We start from the raw sequence: 20260 nt of genomic DNA on the forward strand, positions 1-20260 counted from the left end.
GATTGTAGGGTTAAAAGATAAGGAAGTGGGAGAGGGAAGTTATTGATGCCTGAGAACAAGCTTTGTTTGCTCGGATCTGTATCAGATCAGGTAAATATCTTAGTTAAAAGGCTTGTAATGCTTCCATCTCCATCTTCCGGTATTCACATTAAATTTCGCTCAATGCTGAATTGATAAAGCTCAATTCTTCCTGTGAAAGATTTATAGACATTGCTTTTGCATTTTCAATAGCCTGCTGTGCATTTCTTGCTCCTGCCAGTACTACTGTTATGGCTGGCTGCAGAGTAGTCCATCTTAATACCAGCTGGGAAAGGCTTGCTCCTTTTTCCTGAGCGATGGGTTCAATTTTTTCTAAAAAGGTTTTTACCTTATTCAAATCAAACTGTGAGAAATATCCGTTTCTGTGGTCGTTATCTTTCAATTGACTTTCTTTAAAATATTTACCGGTTAAAAGACCTCTTTCCATAGGACTGTAGACGATAATTCCTGAATTGTTTTCCAAAGAATAAGGAACAAGATCGTTTTCAATAGAACGGTTCAGCATACTGTAAGAAACCTGGTTGCTGGCAAGTTTTAAAGTTCTGTTAGCTTCTTCCATTTGAGCCACACTGTAGTTGCTTACCCCTGCAGCACGGATTTTTCCCTGTTGGATCAGTAATTCCATAGCTTCCATTGTTTCACAGATCGGAGTTGTGCTGTCCGGCCAGTGCAGCTGTAAAAGATCGATATAATCTGTTCCCAGTCTTTTTAAGCTGTCTTCAACTTCTTTGATGATGTTTTCTTTAGAAGCCAATTTGTAAACCGGTATGGTTTTTCCTTCGTCTTCTGCTTCAAAGAAAAATTCTCCTTTTCCATTATTGCTTCCGTCCCATACCAGTCCGAATTTTGTTAAAAGCTGAATTTTTGAGCGGTCTTTTCCTTTGATAGCTTCTCCAATCATTTCCTCGCTCAATCCAAACCCATAAAAAGGGGCCGTGTCGATAGAAGTTACACCATGATCCAGCGATGCGTGAATAGAGTTGACAGAATCCTGTTTCTCATTACCACCCCACATATTTCCTCCAATAGCAAAAGCTCCGTGTGTGATTGCTGATAATTCTAAATCTGTGTTTCCTAATTTTCTATATTCCATTTCGTTTGTTTTTAATTGATTGTTTTTATAATCATCCGTCAGATCTTCGATTTTGCCACCCCATCTGAGGAGGGGAATTGTCATCATTTCGATTTTAAATATTCATGAAAATCAAAGATTTTTTTTAAACTTAAGTGCTCATATCAACTGCATTATAATTTCTATTTACTTAAGTGTTTAAAAATTTTTGTGACTTTTATGGTTAAAAATTATTTGTTATTTAATTCTTTTAAAATAGTTTCTCCAACACTCTTAGCAGATTGTGGATTCTGTCCTGTGATCACTCTCTGATCTGTTACTACATGATTCTGCCAAAGCCCTGATTTTTCAAATTTTGCACCTCTTTCTTTCAGTTTATCTTCGAGTAAGAAGGGAACAACATCTGTTAGTTTTACTTCAGACTCCTCTTCATTGGTAAAAGCATTGATCTTCTTTCCGTCTACAAGATATTTCCCGTTACTCAGCTTGATATTCACCAAACCTGCCGGCCCATGACATACTCCTGCTACAATACCACCGTTTTCATAAATTCTGGAAGCAATACCTGATAGTTCTTTATTGTCTGCAAAATCCCACATCGCCCCGTGACCTCCTGCGTAAAATATCGTTGAATAGTTATCCGGGTTTACCTGGGAAGGAGTTAAGGAATGATCTATTTTGGTTTTATATTCTGTGTTTTCCCAGAACTCTTTGTTTACAGGATCTTTCAGATCGAACCCGTCTACAGGAGGAGTTCCGCCTTTCGGACTTACAAAGTCTATTTCATATCCTGCTTTGTGAAGAACTTCCCATGGGTGGGATACCTCCCCAAGATAATATCCTGTATTTTCGCCTGTACTGCCTTTTTTGTCATGACTGGTAACGACGAATAAGATTTTCTTTTTCATTTTTTTTGACTTTTGGGTTTGTGCCTGAATGAATCCTATCGTAAAGACTGCAAGCATTAAAAACGCTAATTTTTTCATGATTTAAATAATATGAGTAGTATAAATCTGTGGTTTTTCCTGAAGTTTCTCCTCCACCAAAGCTCCGAAAGCCTGGATGTAAGACTGTTGATTATGATTGGCAAGCCCTTCTTCACTTTTCCAGATTTCATAGAAAACAAATTGATTTTTGTCTTCAATTCCCTGATGTAAGCTGTAAAGCTCACATGCCTCTTCTTTTCTTGTTTCTGTTACCATATTCTGCAGAACTTCCAATACTTCTGACTGGTGTTCTTCTTTTGCTTTTATAATGGCTGTAAGATGGATTTTCATGATACTAATTCAGGTTTTAATTCTTTTTCAAATACATTTCTTACATGCTCTCTGTAAAGCTTCATATCACGCTCTACATTAGCATTTTTTTCTACATCATGGAAATGAAAGCTTTCCATTTTTTCTAAGGAAACAAAAGCATTCATTCTATGGAATCCAAACAATGGACCCTCGTCTACACTTTTTTCATTGAAGAATTCTCCGGGAAGAGTGAAAGCTGTAGCAGGAGCGTTCCAGCTTGTGGTAAGCATATATTTTCTACCTTTAAGCATCCCACCTGTTCCATAATTAATCTCAGGATTTTCTGCATACCTTCCATCACTCATATAAATTCCTTTCGCATGACCTGCGGTGAATACTTCGTCAATGTATTTCTTCAGACCATTTGGCAGCTGGAACCACCAGATGGGAGTATGATAAATAATGTAATCAGCCCATACAAACTTCTGAACTTCTTCATGTTTGTCATAATTTTCACTTACATTTGTAACTTTCACTTCTACATTAGTGAATTCTTTAAGAACCTCTAAAGTATTTTCTGCAATAGTCTGGTTATATTTTCCTCCGGAATGCCCAAAGTTCTGCCCTCCGTTGATGATAAGTACTTTTTTCATTTTTATGATTGTTTAAATTTTACTCTGCAAAGTTAGGTGGGATAATTGTATAATAAAAATAATATAAATTATAGGTAAGTATTATAAAATTTATACTTAGATTGAGCTGGAAAAATTAGTTGAGATATTACCCCTTGATACTCATTATATGGGGTCTGTGATTGTTTTTATTTTTTATGGTAATTATATATAGCATGGTCTTTGAATCTGATAAAGATATTATTTTATTGAAATGCCGTAGGAATCAAAATCTGATATCATTATAATGGAACATATCTATTATTCTTTAACCACCGTCAGATTGCGGAGATTGAAATCCGGGATGCAGCATTTTTGAAAAGTTTATATGTATTAATATTATAATTATTTCGTAAATTTGCATCATAATATTAATAATTAAGTCATGGTTAATTTAGAATGGTATCGTACTTTTAAAGCGATCTATAAAACCGGGACATTGACAGGTGCGGCAGATGCTTTATTTATTTCACAGCCAGGGGTGAGCCTGCATTTAAGTTCATTGGAAGCATATGTGGGATATAAATTATTTGACAGAACCGGCAGAAAGATGATCCCTACGGAAAGAGGAAAAGTATTGTTTAATGCAGTTGCCGAACCTCTTACAAAATTAGAGGATGTAGAGAAGAATTTTCAGAAATCTACCGAGAAGCATACTCCTACAATCAGTGTGGGAATGTGTTTTGAAACTTTCCAGACTACGCTGGAACAATATGTTTCTACATTACCTTTTAACCTGATCATAAGTTTCGGGGAATATCCGGAAATGCTGGATCAGCTGGACAAAGGAATATTAGATCTTATTATCACTCCTAAAAAAGGATCTTCTCCGAATATAGAGCATGAAGCCTTCTCTTCTGAACAGATCGTTCTGGTCGGCGGAAAAGATGTAGATGTAAATAGTTTTAAAAAGATTTTAAAAACAAAAGATGCAGAAGAGATTGAGGAATGGCTGAAGAACGAAAAATGGTATGGAACTACCGGAGATATGGAACATCTCTTTCAGTTCTGGACCCTGAACTTTGGTCATAAGCCGAATTTCCGCCCGAATTATATTGTTCCTAACCTGAACTCAATTATCCGTTGTCTGAAAGGAGGAACCGGCCTTGCAGTTGTTCCTGATTTCCTGTGCAAAAATGAAATTGAGAGCGGGGAAGTGAAACTGATCTGGGAGGGTAAGAAAAAGCTGGAAAATACCTTATATTTCGGATGTAGAAAAAAGACCAATTATCAAGCGGAAATAGACCATATTAAAGGATTATTCCGCAAGATGATGAGTAAGTAATACCATATCCCGCATCTGCAAGCCGTTTTCATAAATAGGAAGCGGATAGTTTTCAGTAAAGAAATCTTTTCGGATTCCAGTTTTTATGAAACCGTTTTTCTTATAAAATCTGATCTGTTGGAAGCCGGTGTCCGACGTTCCGACAGTCAGTGTTTTATAATGACCTTTTTTGGCAATTTCTTTAGCCTTGTTCATGAGGATGCTTCCGATTCCTTTGCTTCTGTAGCTTTCCGTTACAGCAACATTTTTAATTTCCAGCTCTGTCTCACTGATTTTGCATAATACCATTACAGCAATATTTTCAATGCCGTTATGTAAAAGATAAATAGCAGATTTGAAAATATACTGGTCAATAGCTTCTTTGGTTTCATCGGCCAAAAGAAGTAAATGATAAGGTATTTCCGAATCAGGATTTAGTAGGCTGAATGAAAAGTTTTCCATTTACAAGCTCATATGAATAAGTGGATAATCCTTTCCTGAGCCATCTTTTTCTGATCTTCCGATCTTTTTAAAACCCATCTTTTCGTAAAACCCGATCGCCTGGAGATTCTGCTCATTAACATCAACTTTGGTAAGGCCGGTTTTCTCTTTCATAAAATGATATAGCGTTTTTCCGTAGCCTTTTCCCCGGGTATCGTTATGAATAAAAAGCATTTCCAGGTTGCCTTCTGCCACGGAAGCAAATCCTTTAGGATCATTATCTTCAGTTATCAAATAAACATCCAGATTAGGAAGATAATCTCTTGGAATAGCTTCTTTAAAATCATTGAAATCCTCTTCGGCAAGAAAATCGTGAGTTGCTTTTACTGCTGATTCCCATATTTCCATGATTCTTGGATAGTCTTCTGCATTAGCCAGTCTGATGTGTTGTGACATGATTTTTAATTTGAACAAAAATAAATAAAATTGTGAGGGAAAGCTAGTTTTATTGAAAACAGTAAAATTGGTAGGTAGAATTTCCGATTTTTTATTGCAAATTTGTTTATCACTTTATATTAATCATTAAAATAAAGATTTATGCAAAAGAAAACCTATCCAGGGCAGCCTGTGGTAACTTTAAATAATGGAGTGGATATTCCGGCTTTAGGCTTTGGAGTATGGCAGATGGATGATCTGAAAGAATGTGAAAATGCTGTAGTGAAAGCAATTCAGACAGGTTACAGAATGATTGATACCGCTGCTATCTATCAGAATGAAACAGCGGTTGGTGCTGCGGTAAAAAATAGCGGAGTAAAGAGGGATGAACTGTTTATCACATCGAAAGTATGGGTTCAGGATCATGGATACGAAAAGGCCAAAAGTGCTTTTCAGAGAACATTGGACAGATTGCAGATGGATTATCTGGATATGTATCTTATACACTGGCCATATGGAGATTTTCTGGGAACCTGGAAGGCTTTGGAAGAGCTGTATCAGGAAGGAAAAATCAAAGCCATTGGAGTATGCAATTTTACAGTCGGGAAGCTGGAAGAATTAAAAGCAAATTCGACAGTTTTACCGGTAATTAATCAGATTGAACTTCATCCTGTATTTCAACAAAAAGAATTACAGGTATATGACAGGGAAAATAATATCATAACACAGCCTTGGAGCCCGCTTGGAAACGGTAATGCAAATCTTTTAGGCAATCCTGAGCTGAAAGCAATTGCTGAAAAATATAGTAAAACGGTAGCACAGATTATTCTGAGATGGCATTTGCAGGAAGGATTTGTAGTGATTCCTAAGTCTGTAACCCCTTCAAGAATTGAGGAAAATTTTAATGTATTTGATTTCCAACTGACAGAAGAAGAAATGAATGTGATCCGTTCTTTAGATACCGGGAGAAGATTATTCTTTGACCCTGAAGATCCTGAATGGGAACAGAAGATGTTAAAATCTGTAGCAGATATTTAACAAGATAAGGATTAAGAATATTCCCACAGTTTTCACAATTTCACAGGCTAAATCTGTGTTTTCTGTTGAAGTCTGTGGGAATTGTATTTTCATTGATTGTGAGGAATATCATATCCTGTTGAAAATGAAGTGTTCTTATTTTTTGTACCTTTTTGATTAAAATAATTTTTTATGTTCTGGCCGGATACACTCAGTAAAAAACTAGGGATAGAATATCCTGTAATTCAAGCTCCGATGTTTGGAGTCACTACGATACAAATGGTTGCAGCAGCAGCTAAAGCAGACTGTCTGGGATCACTGGCATTGGCTGATCTTTCTGCAGACCAGTCTGCTGAACTGATCAGGGAGACAAAAAAAATGACAGATAAACCTTTTGCAGTCAATATTTTTGTCCATCACATTCCGGATGTGACAGATGATTTAAAAGAGAGATTTATTAAAACCAGGCAGTTTATTGAGCAGCTGGCCAGAGAAAATAATATAGAAGTATATCTTCCGGACTTTGAAGCAATCAGTATTAACAGCTATCATGAACAGGTGGATGCTCTCATTGAGGAAAACTGTAAAATTTTAAGCTTTACATTCGGGAATCTTGATGACCCAAGTATTCAGAAGTTAAAAGAAAACGGAATCACTCTCATCGGAACATGTACTTCTGTGAATGAGGCTTTACTTCTTGAAAAGTCCGGTATTGATATCATCTGTGTCCAGGGGATAGAAGCTGGAGGTCACAGAGGGAGTTTTGAGGCAGAAAATATTCCGCAGATCGGCGGCTTATCTTTATTGTCACAGATTTATGATCAGGTAAGTGTTCCTTTGGTTTATGCAGGAGGGATTTATGGTGCAAGAACATTACAGGCTGTTAAAGGTTTGGGAGCACAGGGATTTCAGGTTGGTAATCTTTTATTAGCATCTCAGGAAAGTGCCTTACTGCCGTTTGAAAAAGAAAGACTGAAAAAAGTAAGAGAAGAAGATATTGTTTTAACGAAGAGCTTTTCCGGAAGATATGCCAGAGGAGTGAAAAATAAGTTTATAGAAACGGTTGAAAACTCAGAATATATTTTACCGTATCCTTATCAGAATAAATTGACCAATGCCTTACGTAAAGCCGCAAAATCTCTGCAAAATCCAGAGTTTGTAGGAATCTGGGTAGGTCAGTCTATCCATCAATATAGTGAACTTTCTACAGAAGATATTTTGAAAGATTTAATCAGTCAGTGTGGAAAATACAGGTAAGACATTAAAAAACTTCAGATCATATTTCTGAAGCTTTTTTATTAAGTTATTTTGTTAAATCCAATCCTCCAAAATTTCCGGAACTCATCATGAGATAAACACCATCTGTTTTATCTAATGTATTCCAGTAGGCGTGAAGATCTTCAGCATTTGTAAAAACCCTTAGATTTGAATTTTTGAATTTCTCTTTGATAAATTCAGGAGAAATAGGTTCCATTCTTTTAATCTTTAAAGCATCTTCAGAGTAGAAGACCACAGCTTCGTCCAGACCATCCATGGCATGATCATACTGCTCAAGGAAAGCCGGATTTAAACTTGAATAGGTGTGGAGTTCCAGAAATCCGTATTTCTTATCATTTTTAAACTGTTCGGTGAATGCTTTCACAGCTGCTTTTACCTTACTTGGGGCATGGGCAAAGTCTTTGTAAAGTATCCCCTTATCTTCTCTTTCTACTTTTTCAAGACGCTTGGAAGCTCCTTTAAAGCTCATAATAGCTTCATAGAAGTCTTCATCCATGATACCAAGCTGCTGGCAGATATGTCTTGCTCCTTCAAGGTTCAATAGGTTATGTGCACCAAAAACAGAAAGTGGAACATCTCCCATTTCAGTTTTCAGATAAACTTTACCGTTGCTGATTTCATATTCAGGAGTTTTATAAGGGATCTTTCTGAAATAGTTTTCAGCATTTTCCACAACTTTTACTACTTCCGGGTCTTCTTCATTGTATACAAGAACCCCACCTGCAGTAATGCTTGCCACAAACTTTCTGAACTGTTCAATATAATCATCAAATGTTTTGAATACATTGATATGATCCCATGCAATACCGCTCATTAAAGCAATATTTGGCTGATAGAGTAAAAACTTTGAACGCAGGTCAATAGGAGAGGAAAGATATTCATCACCTTCCAGTACCATAAAGTCATTATCCTGAGTCAGTTTTACCATGCAATCAAATCCCTCCAGTTGTGCTCCCACCATAAAATCCACATCCTTCTGATGAAAGTTTAAAACATGCAGGATCATTGAAGTAATGGTTGTTTTGCCATGTGAGCCGGCAATAACGACTCTTGTTTTATCTTTTGACTGTTCGTACAAAAACTCCGGATAAGAATAAATCTTTAACCCCAGCTCTTTTGCTTTTGCAAGCTCAGGATTATCCTGATGGGCATGCATTCCAAGAATGACAGCATCAATATACGGGGTGATCTTTTCCGGAAACCATCCCATTTCCTGAGGTAATATTCCCTTTTTTTCCAGCCTTGATTTTGATGGCTCAAATATAGCATCATCAGAACCTGTAACCTGATATCCTTTATCTTTTAACGCAATAGCAAGGTTATGCATAGCGCTTCCGCCAATGGCAATGAAGTGGGTTTTCAATTGTATTTACTGTTTTTTTACATTATTATTAATGAGCTCCTCAAAAGCCTGAAGAATATTATTCCAATTGGTCTGAAAATTTGGCATAATCAGACTTGCATCGGTTTTACTTCCTTCATTAGGTCCTTTTTTGATATTAACAGATGTTGTTATATTATCATATAGCTTTTTATGATCTTCCTGTATTCTTCTGAAATTATTCTGTGACAGGATCTGGTTTATTTTTTTTAAATCTTCATCTGAGATTTTAAAATCCTGTTTATGCTTTTTTCCCTGCCCTTCAAAAGAGTAATGGGCATTATTTCCTTTTATCAGCAGGTTTTCATATACAGGTGCATAACCTCCGCTTTTTGAATAGCTTATATCAAAATCTGAATACACTTTCTGGCTGTTGCACGAAACTAACACTATGATCGCGAATAAGATTCCTATTATTCTGTTCATAATTTTTTTACTTACTTTAATTATTTGAATCCTTTTGTTCTAATTTTTTAGCTTTAAGTTCTTCATCATAACTGTGTAATACATTGAAATCTTCTGTCTGCTCAATGGCAGTCATAATTTTCAATAAAATTTCTGGTGCTTTTTCGTTATCATAATCAATATCCAGAGGTGCTTTGAATTCCATGGTAGGTTTTACGCCTGTAACCTTTACACGGAGTCCTTTTTTATCAAAAGCTCTTCTGAATCCGTTTATTTTTATGGGAATAACAATAGGACGCTGGTTTTTTACCAGTTTGGCAGTACCTCTGCGTCCCTGTGCGAAAGCTGATGTGGTACCCTGAGGGAAAGTAGCTACCCAACCATTATCCAATGCTTTCATAATATTATCTACTTCGCTCATGTCAACCATACGGTTGACGCTTTTTCCTTCTGCTCTCCAGGTTCTTTTTACAGTAACAGCTCCTGCAATTTTAAAAATTTTCGGCAGAATACCTTTATTCATTGTTTCTTCAGCAGCTACATAATAAAAATCAATCTTTGGATTCAGCAGATAGATCGGATTTTTTATTGTATTTAAATATCCGTTGTTCACAGCGCAGAAAGCATGATACATGGCTGCTACATCGGCAAAATAGGTCTGATGGTTAGACACAAAAAGGACATTGGAATCCGGAAGATCCACAAGATGTTCTGTGCCGGTTATTTTTAGTTTATTAAAGCCATTGAATCGTCTGTACGATACAAGTCCTAAAATAAAAATAATAAACCTTTTCAAAAAATAAGGTGTTCCGAATGCATCGGTGAAAATATTTTTCTTCGCCATCTCTCAATTAAACACGGTTGTGCAAAGTTACATTTTTTTCAGCAACTGGCTGAATTCACTTAATATCATTGCTGTTGCTCCCCAGATAATATATCCGTTAAAATTAATAACGGGAACTTCATGGCCTCCTGCACTTGGAAGAGCCATGATTTCTGGAGTGTCTGACAGGTTTAAAAAAGAAGTAACAGGAAATTCAATGGTTTCCACTGCTTCGCTCTGCTGAAGAACAAACTGAGGATTCTTTTTAGTATACGAAATATAAGGGTATACATAAAAATTGCTGGGTGGAATATAAATAGGAGACATCTCTCTGATGATTCTTACATAGTGTTTGTCTATTCCGATTTCTTCAGAGGTCTCTCTGACAGCTGTTTCTGCAAAATCTCGGTCCATTTCTTCCCGTTTTCCGCCCGGCAATGAAATCTGTCCGCTATGCCTGTCATGTTCATTAATGGTTCTCTGTATCAATGGAAAATACCATTCATTATCTTTTAAGTACATTACAATATTTACAGCTGCAAATTTGGGATTCTTTGACAGGACTTCATCATACGTAAAAACAGGACGGTACGGAGGGGAGAATACACCATGTGCATGCTCACCGGGAAGTTCTACGCTTTTGATTTTCCTTAATAAATCTTTTCCAAAATTTTCCATACTTCAAATTTAATAATATATCCCGAAGAAATGAGGGACTTAACAATAATTAACCTATGAATTTTTTGTTCCGGGCTCCAGAGGAGAACGAAGAAATTTATAGATTTTACAGATGTTGGATGCTGATTACCTGATCCCCGAAGCGTTATACACTTAATAATTACTGTACATTTACTTTTACCACATGTCTGACAGGAAAATTAACTGATTTGGCAATGAAGCAGTATTCATTTGCTTTATGATGCAGCTGTTTTGCTTTCTCAATCATGGATTCTTCTGTAACGGTGACAGACGGATATAAGGTAACTTCTGTAAAATGGCCGCTTCCGTCAGCTGTTTCTGTCATTATTCCGGTAGCTTCATCAGTATATTCTGTAACAATGATTCCCGCTTCAGAGCAAAAATGAAGATACCAGAGCATATGACAGGATGATAATGACGAAAGAAACATATCTTCAGGGTTGTGCTTTGTTTTATCTCCCCGGAAAGCAGGATCAGAAGAGCCGTCAATGGTTGCTTTATTTTCTATTGAAATGGTATGATTTCGTTCATAATCTCTGTAATGGCTTGTTCCGGTCCCTTTATTTCCTGTCCAGCGGATTGTGGCTTTATAGTGGTGGTTTTTCATTATAAATAGTTTGTTATGCAGTTGTATTTGTTAAATAATAAAACCTTCAGAAAACTGAAGGTTTAAATTTTGTCTTAATTTGAGAATTCTATCAATTCTTCTTTTTTTGAATTGTAGATCCTGTATTCTAAATATTTAAAAGAATCCCTTGGAACAATGGTTACCCACTTTTTGTATTTCATAAACCATTTCATTTGGATGCTTTTGATGCCTTTGGTCAGGTAGGCTTCTACGAAAGGATGTACATGGAGATAAATCTTTCCTTTTTCTTTCTGCAAAAGGTTTCTCAGGGTTTCACCCATCCTTTCCACAATGACAATCGGAGCTACAATTTCCCCATCTTTGTTTGGGTTTTCTTCTTTGGTTTCGATCTGCTTTTCCGGACGGTTTCTCTGTCTTGTGATCTGGATCAGTCCAAATTTGCTTGGAGGAAGAATTTTGTGGCGGGCCTTGTCACGTTTCATCTCTTCTTTCAGATGTTCATAGAGTTCTTTTCTGTGTTCAGAGTTGGGCATATCGATAAAGTCGATTACGATAATTCCTCCCATATCACGCAGGCGTAATTGTCTGGCGATCTCTGTAGCTGCCATTTTATTTACTTTAAGAGCGTGCTCTTTATTGACAGCGGTTCCGGTTGTAATATTGTTCCCGGAGTTAACGTCAATGACGTGAAGTGCTTCTGTGTGTTCAATAACAAGATAAGCTCCTTTGGAGCTTGGAATGTTGACATGTTTTCCGAAACTCTGTTTAAGCTGTTTTTCAACATTGTAATATTCCAGAAGAGGAATATGGGAATCATAAAACTGGACAATATTTTTCCTTTCCGGGGCAATTACCTCCAGGTAGTTTTTCATTTCATGGACCATCTGTTCGTCATCGCAAATGATATTGACGAAGTCCTGATTAAAATTGTCCCTTAAAATAGCTGAAGCTTTATCTTCTTCACTTAAAACTTTGGACGGAACTTTATTTTTCTGGATATTTTTAAAAGTACTTTCCCATTTTTGAATCAGCTGATTCATATCATTATGAAGGTCCGCTACTTTTTTTCCTTCGGCTACAGTTCTGATAATCACTCCAAAACCTTCTGGTTTAATACTGTCGATCAGAGTTCTCAGCCGTTCTTTTTCTTCCGAACTTCTGATTTTCTTTGAAATGGAAACTTTATTGTCGAAAGGAATCAGAACCAGAAAGCGTCCCGTCAGAGAGACCTGGGTAGAAATTCTGGGGCCTTTTGTAGAAATAGGTTCTTTGGTAATCTGTAATAATACCAGATCGTCTTTTGCAATTACTTTATCTACTGTTCCGTTTTTGTCTATTTCGGGTTGAATCTCGAAATTTTTTAAGCTTGAAGTGCTTTGTTTTTTAGAAATAGTATCTTTTAAAAACTTTCTGTAGGTCAGATATTGTGGTCCCAGATCCTGATAATGCAGAAAAGCATCTTTATCATATCCGATGTTAACGAATGCAGCGTTCAGGTTGGGTGCCAGTTTTTTTACTTTTCCTATAAACAGATCTCCAACTATAAAATCGCTTTTGTCCTCTTGCTCATGAAGTTCACATAGTCTTCCGTCTTCCAGCAGTGCAATCTTTGTCAGATCATCTTCATGCGAAACTATTAGTTCTTTCTTCATTTTGTTATAAGATAAAATTGTTAAGATTATAGGAAATCGGCATGTTTCTCAGTTAATTCATATTAAATATAAGGATTTTGAATGAAAACCTTTATATTTTTATAAAAATAATATTTGAAATCATCCATTTTCCGCGAAATCTTATAGTTGTAAAACAAAAATATAGTCGGTGAACCTTAGAAATTTAAAATCACCAACTATATTATTATATTGTAAATCTCGAAGAGAAGAGATTATTTTTTCTTATGTCTGTTCGCTCTTCTTCTTTTCTTTCTTTTGTGAGTCGCAACCTTGTGTCTTTTTCTTTTCTTTCCGCTTGGCATAATTTTAATTTTTTAGTAACTAGTTAATATTCAGTTATTGTTCTTATTTTACTGCAACTTTAGTTTTTACTTTCTCAACAAAAGATTTTGAAGGCTTGAAAGCAGGAATGTTATGAGCAGGAATCTCAATTGCAGTGTTTTTAGAAATATTTCTTCCTGTTTTAGCAGCTCTTGTTTTAATAATAAAAGATCCAAAACCTCTTAGATAAACGTTATCCCCATTATACATAGAAGTTCTGATCTCTTGCATAAAAGCTTCTACAACTTTCTGTGTTTCATTCTTTTCTGTTCCCAACTTATTTGAGATGGTGTTTACCAATTCTGCCTTTGTCATTTCCTTATTTTAATTTTAAATTTTAGGTGTGCAAATTTAGTTAAAAAAATTGAATACTAGCAAATTAGTGGCAAAATATTTTTGTTCAGATCATTAAGATTTTAATGTATACGTTATATTAACGTGTTGTTTTAATATTTAATAATTTAATAATATACGGAAAAAACCGCATCCGTTTGTAGCTGAGCCATTAAGAAATAACCGTATGAACCGGTTTTAAAGTATTCTGATGGCTGCTTCTGCCAGTTTTTACATCCACCTGTGTATGTCTGAAATTTATTATGCTTTACATACTTGAATTATAGTATCCGTTTTCTACGCAGAAACGGATAAGATGAAGTTTGGTCTTTAATCCAAGTTTTTCAGTGAGCCTGTTGATATATGTATCAATTGTTCTTGTGCTCAGATTTAGCTTTTCTGCAATTTCTTTATTGCTGAATCCTTCATAACAAAATTTCATCAGCTGTATTTCTGTGGGAGAGAGTTCTTCCTGGCTTTTCTTCTGCCGGTCCATATATTCCTGTACTGCAAGTGGTTGCTGCTCCCATTCTTTAGAATAAACTTTATAATCAAAATCATCTGAAGCAATACTTCCTTTGATGATGTCTTTTATGATATTGCTTTTCTTTTGACAGTAATATATATTGGGGATTTTTGAAAGAATTTCAGCCATATCTTCCTGATAAGTTCCGGAATAAGTGACAATAGGAGTTTCAGTATTGCTTTTCCTTATATATTTAATGGCTTCAATACCGCTTAATACCGGCATAAACAGTTCAATAATGAACACGTCTTCCTGTCTTCTGTAGATTCTATTTACAAGCTCATGCCCGTTGTTACAGTCATTAAGAAGCATATAGAAAGGATTTTCCATAAGAGTTTTGATCATTATTTTTTTAAAATAAAAATCGCTGTCAGCTATGGAAAAACGCACGGTATTAGATAATAATTTATTCATTCTTAATATCGATTTGGCGAATGATATTCAAAATTCAGAGGCCTAATTTATGAAAAACTTATTAAAGTGAAAATTAATCTTCAGTGAAATAGGGAAAAGCCCAGATTGGTATGGGGAATTTACGTATTGTGCATAAAATTTTTTTTTTATATTTTCACAGGCCAAACAAATCGCAAATTATGTCTTCAAACAGGGAAAAAAAATTGAACAGAAATGACGTCAGAACAGGCATTTGGAAGTTTCTTCTGTCTTTTGCTGTTTTGTCGGCTGTTTCTTTTATTTGTCTGTTTCTCTTCTTTAAGAGCTATGACCGGCAAAGAGAAGGGATCAGCAGAGAAGCTGATGCTTACAAAGAATTGATGCAGCGAAGTGACGTTCTTAGAAATCACATTGATCATATTTACGAAAATATGATACAGCTCAGTAGTAATAAAGTAGAAAATGAGGTTTTCCTTAGAACCAGTATTGCAGATGAGGTAAGGGATGCTAAAAATGTGATGGGAAGTGACAGCACATCAAATTTTAAACATTATGCACTTCTGATGAAACAGATCGAACCGATGGTGAATCTGAAAATCAAAATTTTTGATGTGGAGTATAGAAAGAAAACGGTGATCAGAGATCTTGAAGAATGTATGGGAAAAGTAGGAAGAGCCAATAATGAGCTCCGGAAAGATCCTACCAGAAATTTTACAGGAAATAGAAGAAGATAAAAGGAAAAGATATGCAGGGACACATTACACTATCTAGAAAAGAAAGGCATTATCAGTTTTTTTATTTAATACTGATGCTTGTTGCTTCCATGATATTTTTGGGAATTATCTTTCTAAAAGGGTTTGAATCTCCTTTTTCTGATGAAGATGTAAGAGGAATTCAGAACCTTGAACAGAAAGCTGAATTTGACCAGCATCAGAAGATTGTTCTGCCAATTATGGACAGTACCTATATGATGGTTACAAAACTTACAGACGAAACACCACAACCTTTTGTAGAAAACAATATCAGAGTGGGGATCAATGATCTGGCCAATTATTTTGATGATAAAAATATTGCTGATATCAGAAAAGATGCCTATCCGCAAATTGCAAAATTCTATAAAATGTATTTTGATGATAAAAAAGTAGTTTCAACTACTACAGAAGATATTAAGAAGTTTGAAAAACAGGTCGAAGAATGCAGGATTGGTTATAAGGATAAGCAGAACAAGCTTTATGAACGGGAAAATGCATTAAAGGCACGTACTCAATGATCCGGAAAATATTAGGAACTATAAATAAAACACATCACAATTATTAACTATGAATTATTTTCAAAAGAACAAAAAGAACATTATCATTGGTGTAATTGCAACATTGCTTATCGCGGCTCTTGTTGCCTTATGGCTGCAGAAAAAAGTAATTCATTCTGCTGATGATATTGTCGGGGTGGTTTATCCGTCTTCACTGTCGGTAGGGGATACGCTTTTATTTGAAGACAAAACCCAGTTTGCAAAAACCAAAAGATGGAATTTTGGTGATGGTACCACTTCGGATAAAAGTAGTGGAATTCATTTCTATAACAGACCGGGGTATTATCAGGTAATTTTAATTGTAGACAATAAGTATACAAAATCATTCCCGGTAATGGTTTCAGCAAGAAATCTTCAGAAACCTAAAGATACCTCAATGATCAAAACAACAATTGAGGCACCTGCACAGGCGATGCAAAATGAAAATGTGCAGTTCCGTGCTATTTCTGAAGCTAAGAAGTTTGCGTGGAAATTTGGAGAAACGGGAAATACTGACGCTAAAGACAGGCTGGCTATTTATGCTTATAGTAAGCCAGGGGATTATCTGGTAAGCTTATACACAGAAGAAGCCCAGGAACCTGTTTATCACCGTATCAAAATTCTTCCTGCCTACAATTCACTGGAAGAAGATGAAGTATCTGTAGAAGATTCCTATGCAAAAGTGGATAATGATTTCAAATATCATTTACAACAGATTGCTAACGGAAACAGTTTTAACATGCATTATAATTATTTGCTGAGAACGTATCTGTGTAATAATGAAAATACAGTAGTAAAAGTAAATGACAGCAAAGTAAACAATTTCTATATGTATTGTGCGGGTCTTCAGTTTGATAAAAATACTGTGATCCAGACCGTAAAGGTAAATCTGGATGATACACAGAACTGCGTAACCAAAGTAGATATAAACCAAAGCAAATAATACCATCCGGCACCGCCCGGATATGCCAATCATAAAAAGATAAAATAGGATGAAAAATAAATTTCCTCTAGCAGCATATTATATAGGACTATCAGTATTACTGACGAGCTGTCAGGTAAAACTTCCATCAAAGAAAACTCCGGAACCATCCCAGTATGGGAAAATAGACAATTCGTCTGTTGTCAACGGTTACCCTAGAAAATCAGTTCCGTGGATCGTTATTTCAGACCGGTCAAGAAATATAGCATATCTGGATAAAAATGATGAAAAATCATATAAGGAAGTGAAATTCCTTGAGCCGTTAATGGTTTTAAAACACAGAGACGGAATGGTAAAAGTAGCAGAATATGTTCCTGATGCATTGATGAAGAAAGTTTCATCAAAATCCATCAAGACCTATGGCTGGATTCCTGAATCTGATCTTTTGCTGTGGAGCAACTCTCTGAAGAGCGAAAAGACAGGATATCCTGTGAGAGTAGCCGTAGTGCCTAGTAACAGCGAAGTTATCAAAAGTGCTGAAAGATACTATAAGAATGATTCTATCATGGTGTTTAATTCACCAAGCCTTATTGAAACAGCCAATGTAAAGATTCCTAACGGACAAATGGTATATGTTTACAAGCAGGCAGAAAACAACAAGAGACTTTTGGTAGGTAAAAAGCCTTCCATAGATATAGACAGTATCAGTACGGGGCTTTATGGATGGGTGAGTTCCAACGTAATTTCTACCTGGGGAGAACGTTCTGCAATAAAGCTTAAAAATACAACCGGAATTAATGATTCTGAGCTGGGAATACATGAAGGATATCCCGGAGGATCTGCATCTGATGCCGAAAACAAAAAAGCTATTTTGCTTACAGATGTAAACAAAAGAACTCCACTGGAAAATATTTATCCGGTAAATCTTGCCCTGAATGAGACCCCGACTCCGGATATTAAAACAAAATACTTTACAAATATCCTGGATTACAGTAAAAATTATGTATTCAATGTTTTAGGTGAGCCTATTTATTTTGATCGTTACCGGGAGATTACAGAAAGAAATAAAAATATCAATATCGTTTTTGCATTGGATGTAAGTGCTCCTAATGCTCCTTATGCCCCAATTGTAAAATCATTATTACAGGACCTTCAGCTCAGATTTGAAAAGCCGTCTTATTTTTCGAATGTAAAATATGGAGTCGTGCTGTATAAAAATAATCCTTGTGGGAACAATACGTCAGTTTCAAGTTTAAGTTCAGATTACAGCAAAATTACTTCATTCATTGATCAGAAAACCAATGAAATGAACTGTAACAGTAACAGCGGATACCAGCCGGTGGGGGAAGCGCTTTCGGCAGCCGGAAACCTTCTTTCCAATGTTCCGGACGAGACCAATATTGTAGTGACGGTAGGAACTTCTGCGAACCAAAGCGGAAATATGTACAGTGTGATCAGCTCTCTTACCCAGGCTCAGGCAAAACTGATCATGTTCCAGACGAGTGCCAGATCATCCGATACTTATAATGATTTTGTATTGATGGCTGAAAATGTGGTGACCAATACAGCAAAAAATATTGCTGAGCTTAAAAAGCAAAAGATTACCGATCAGTATGATGTTCTTACTAAAAATAACTTTAGTCTGATAGAAGGTGATGCCGGCTTCTTTTCTCTGGATTATCCTAAGCAGAGTATGTCTCAGGGATTTGTTATTTTCCCTAAGAAAGGAGATGTTGCCACTCCGGGATTCCTTAAAAAATCTGTGGACAGCCTTATTGCGCAGGTTACTTATGATAATCAGAGTATAGACAAGTCCCTGAATGACTATTTCCATTCTTCAGTAGGAGCAGGAAGAACAGATGTTGACTTAAAATACAAGTATCTGTATCCCGGCCTTACCAATCCGGTTTCTGCAGGAATTGCGGCACAGCTGATCAATTATGGAAATCCGTTCCTTGTAAAAGGATATATTCCTAAAGAACTTACGGATTATACGCCTGCAATAGAAAAGGGAATTTTACTTTCAGAGGCAGAATATGATAATCTGAAAGCTTTTTATACTGAGGTTTACAGAAATACCGGTTCTGAAAGAGCAGACTTTAGCCAGGCCAGAGCAATTAAAGAATATGTAAGGCTTCTTAAGAAATATAATCCTACTATTAAATTCCTTGATAAAGGTGCACTTTATGAACAGCCAATGTCCTATGCCATAGGAATGAGTACCGGTTTTGATCTTTCAGGCGAAGAAATAATGAATAAATATAAGCTTAAAGGCTGGAAAAAATCAAAAGTAGTTCGGAATGAAACAGTAAGAAATTATTTCCGTCTCTATAAAGACCTGGCTGACAGAATGCTGGCCAACAGAAATAACCCTGCGGTAAAGATCCAGCAGAATGGCCAGACCTTCTATTGGCTGAATGAATACTTTACTCCAACGATGATTGAAACTGAACAGCCGGAATATACCAAGCATTAACAGTTTATTCTATCATAATGAAAGCAGAAGTACACTACTTCTGCTTTTTTTATAGCTATATTGGTTGTGAAAGAGAATGAATCAGAAATGAAAGATGCTGAACAGAGAAAGCCTAAATATAAATTCTGATTTGTAATTCAATTAATTATTGCAAAATAATAGGACCAGTAAGTCTTGTTAACTGTTTAAAAAAAGCTTTGTAAATCTCTTCTATTTCTCTTTTAAGTGTAAAATTTTGAATTTTGTTTAAATGTATAAAATGGCTAAATTCCTTTGCTATAGCTGTTTACGGATATACTGATAAATCTATTGTCGTAGAATTACGACATGAAATCGTAGAATTACTACAATTTTTCAGATTTACATTCAAAAGTTTTTTTTAGAGGATAAGACCCTCTATCTTTGCTGTACAATCACTGAATCACAAAATATTACTAACGATTAAAATTTACTAATCATGGCAGAAAGAAATTCGAGAGGAATCTTAAAATTCAACGGAGGAGAAGGACAGAAACTATTAAAAATGAAATATAGTGTTTCAAGATCTACAGACGTTTCAGGACGTGTAGCATCAGACCCTTCCAACGCATTGATCAAAGTTACAGTAGAAGCTACTGAAAAGTCTGATATACTGGAAAGCTTACTAAACGGGAAGTATAAGCCTACTGTGGGAGAAATTACTTTCAACAAATCTCACGAAGAAGGAACATTGATTACTTTAAACTGGCAAAACGGATACGTAATCCAGCACCAGGTGGATTTCGATGCGATCGACAGTAACAGTATGCTGATCAGCTTTGTAGTAAGTGCTGAAACCATTACATATGGTAATTCTGAATATGCAGGTCTTTGGCCAAGCAGCTAAAATTATACACATTATCACACATTCATACAAAAAGACTGTCCCTACTGAAGACGGTCTTTTTTTGCCTGAATAAAATTCTTTATCACTTTCATTAGAGATATTTAATATTAT

At 35.8% G+C, this 20260-nt stretch carries 22 protein-coding genes; 8 read left to right on the forward strand and 14 right to left on the reverse strand.

Features of this window, described 5'->3' with window-relative positions:
- Positions 1-148 precede the first annotated feature (148 nt).
- From DRF59_RS09910 to DRF59_RS09925, 4 genes are all read right to left on the reverse strand, one after another.
- A complete protein-coding gene (locus tag DRF59_RS09910; RefSeq protein WP_115959307.1) occupies positions 149-1132 on the reverse strand; it encodes an aldo/keto reductase in 984 nt (327 codons plus the stop codon).
- Positions 1133-1341: 209 nt separating this feature from the next.
- Positions 1342-2097: a type 1 glutamine amidotransferase domain-containing protein gene (locus DRF59_RS09915; RefSeq protein ID WP_206606742.1), complete on the reverse strand. Its 756-nt coding sequence runs from the start codon at positions 2095-2097 to the stop codon at positions 1342-1344.
- A 3-nt stretch (positions 2098-2100) separates the two neighbouring features.
- Positions 2101-2388 (reverse strand): putative quinol monooxygenase, encoded by a 288-nt coding sequence (locus DRF59_RS09920; RefSeq protein WP_115959191.1) that lies wholly within the window; start codon positions 2386-2388, stop codon positions 2101-2103.
- Complete coding sequence (locus DRF59_RS09925; RefSeq protein ID WP_115959193.1) at positions 2385-3002, reverse strand: NAD(P)H-dependent oxidoreductase; 618 nt, start codon at positions 3000-3002, stop codon at positions 2385-2387. Before DRF59_RS09925 ends, DRF59_RS09920 begins: the two co-directional genes overlap by 4 nt.
- 403 nt (positions 3003-3405) lie before the next feature.
- On the opposite strand from DRF59_RS09925, the gene DRF59_RS09930 reads away from it, so the two are divergent.
- The gene (locus tag DRF59_RS09930; protein ID WP_115959195.1) at positions 3406-4305 is read left to right on the forward strand and encodes a LysR family transcriptional regulator; all 900 of its coding nucleotides are present in this window, start codon (positions 3406-3408) and stop codon (positions 4303-4305) included.
- Here the strand turns inward: DRF59_RS09930 and DRF59_RS09935 are convergent.
- Positions 4279-4746: a GNAT family N-acetyltransferase gene (locus DRF59_RS09935; RefSeq protein ID WP_115959196.1), complete on the reverse strand. Its 468-nt coding sequence runs from the start codon at positions 4744-4746 to the stop codon at positions 4279-4281. The genes DRF59_RS09930 and DRF59_RS09935 overlap by 27 nt on opposite strands.
- On the reverse strand, positions 4747-5181 hold the full coding sequence (locus DRF59_RS09940) for a GNAT family N-acetyltransferase (RefSeq protein WP_115959198.1): 435 nt from the start codon (positions 5179-5181) through the stop codon (positions 4747-4749).
- Between the two features lie 141 nt (positions 5182-5322).
- Between DRF59_RS09940 and DRF59_RS09945 the strand changes: the two genes are divergently transcribed.
- Both DRF59_RS09945 and DRF59_RS09950 read left to right on the forward strand, forming a co-directional pair.
- Complete coding sequence (locus DRF59_RS09945; protein WP_115959200.1) at positions 5323-6198, forward strand: aldo/keto reductase; 876 nt, start codon at positions 5323-5325, stop codon at positions 6196-6198.
- Positions 6199-6369: 171 nt separating this feature from the next.
- Positions 6370-7434 carry an NAD(P)H-dependent flavin oxidoreductase gene (locus tag DRF59_RS09950; protein WP_115959202.1) on the forward strand — a complete coding sequence of 355 codons (1065 nt, stop codon included), beginning with the start codon at positions 6370-6372 and terminating at the stop codon, positions 7432-7434.
- A 46-nt stretch (positions 7435-7480) separates the two neighbouring features.
- Here DRF59_RS09950 and DRF59_RS09955 read toward each other — a convergent pair whose 3' ends face one another.
- The 8 genes from DRF59_RS09955 to DRF59_RS09990 all read right to left on the reverse strand — a co-directional run bounded on the left by DRF59_RS09955 (position 7481) and on the right by DRF59_RS09990 (position 14550).
- Positions 7481-8818 carry a UDP-N-acetylmuramate--L-alanine ligase gene (locus DRF59_RS09955; protein WP_115959204.1) on the reverse strand — a complete coding sequence of 446 codons (1338 nt, stop codon included), beginning with the start codon at positions 8816-8818 and terminating at the stop codon, positions 7481-7483.
- 6 nt (positions 8819-8824) lie between these two features.
- The gene (locus tag DRF59_RS09960; RefSeq protein ID WP_115959206.1) at positions 8825-9262 is read right to left on the reverse strand and encodes a hypothetical protein; all 438 of its coding nucleotides are present in this window, start codon (positions 9260-9262) and stop codon (positions 8825-8827) included.
- Positions 9263-9278: 16 nt separating this feature from the next.
- A complete protein-coding gene (locus DRF59_RS09965) occupies positions 9279-10085 on the reverse strand; it encodes a lysophospholipid acyltransferase family protein (protein WP_115959208.1) in 807 nt (268 codons plus the stop codon).
- A gap of 27 nt (positions 10086-10112) precedes the next feature.
- Positions 10113-10742 (reverse strand): NUDIX hydrolase, encoded by a 630-nt coding sequence (locus DRF59_RS09970; RefSeq protein ID WP_115959210.1) that lies wholly within the window; start codon positions 10740-10742, stop codon positions 10113-10115.
- A gap of 160 nt (positions 10743-10902) precedes the next feature.
- On the reverse strand, positions 10903-11370 hold the full coding sequence (locus DRF59_RS09975; RefSeq protein ID WP_115959212.1) for an OsmC family protein: 468 nt from the start codon (positions 11368-11370) through the stop codon (positions 10903-10905).
- Between the two features lie 74 nt (positions 11371-11444).
- On the reverse strand, positions 11445-13004 hold the full coding sequence (locus DRF59_RS09980; protein WP_115959214.1) for an Rne/Rng family ribonuclease: 1560 nt from the start codon (positions 13002-13004) through the stop codon (positions 11445-11447).
- 366 nt (positions 13005-13370) lie between these two features.
- Entirely contained in the window at positions 13371-13661 is a 291-nt protein-coding gene (locus DRF59_RS09985) for an HU family DNA-binding protein (RefSeq protein ID WP_002984212.1), read from the reverse strand.
- A gap of 286 nt (positions 13662-13947) precedes the next feature.
- Positions 13948-14550: a response regulator transcription factor gene (locus tag DRF59_RS09990; protein ID WP_241505518.1), complete on the reverse strand. Its 603-nt coding sequence runs from the start codon at positions 14548-14550 to the stop codon at positions 13948-13950.
- Positions 14551-14798: 248 nt separating this feature from the next.
- Here DRF59_RS09990 and tssO point away from each other — a divergent pair, with 248 nt between their 5' ends.
- The 5 genes from tssO to tssD all read left to right on the forward strand — a co-directional run bounded on the left by tssO (position 14799) and on the right by tssD (position 20149).
- Positions 14799-15332: a type VI secretion system TssO gene (tssO, locus tag DRF59_RS09995; RefSeq protein ID WP_115959218.1), complete on the forward strand. Its 534-nt coding sequence runs from the start codon at positions 14799-14801 to the stop codon at positions 15330-15332.
- Between the two features lie 11 nt (positions 15333-15343).
- The gene (locus DRF59_RS10000) at positions 15344-15868 is read left to right on the forward strand and encodes a type VI secretion system transmembrane protein TssO (protein ID WP_115959220.1); all 525 of its coding nucleotides are present in this window, start codon (positions 15344-15346) and stop codon (positions 15866-15868) included.
- 49 nt (positions 15869-15917) lie between these two features.
- Positions 15918-16829 carry a PKD domain-containing protein gene (locus DRF59_RS10005; RefSeq protein ID WP_115959222.1) on the forward strand — a complete coding sequence of 304 codons (912 nt, stop codon included), beginning with the start codon at positions 15918-15920 and terminating at the stop codon, positions 16827-16829.
- Between the two features lie 49 nt (positions 16830-16878).
- The gene (tssR, locus tag DRF59_RS10010) at positions 16879-19284 is read left to right on the forward strand and encodes a type VI secretion system protein TssR domain-containing protein (protein WP_115959224.1); all 2406 of its coding nucleotides are present in this window, start codon (positions 16879-16881) and stop codon (positions 19282-19284) included.
- Positions 19285-19741: 457 nt separating this feature from the next.
- A complete protein-coding gene (gene tssD, locus DRF59_RS10015) occupies positions 19742-20149 on the forward strand; it encodes a type VI secretion system tube protein TssD (RefSeq protein ID WP_115959226.1) in 408 nt (135 codons plus the stop codon).
- Positions 20150-20260 lie beyond the last annotated feature (111 nt).

The organism is Chryseobacterium flavum, assembly GCF_003385595.1.
Taxonomy (GTDB): domain Bacteria; phylum Bacteroidota; class Bacteroidia; order Flavobacteriales; family Weeksellaceae; genus Chryseobacterium; species Chryseobacterium flavum.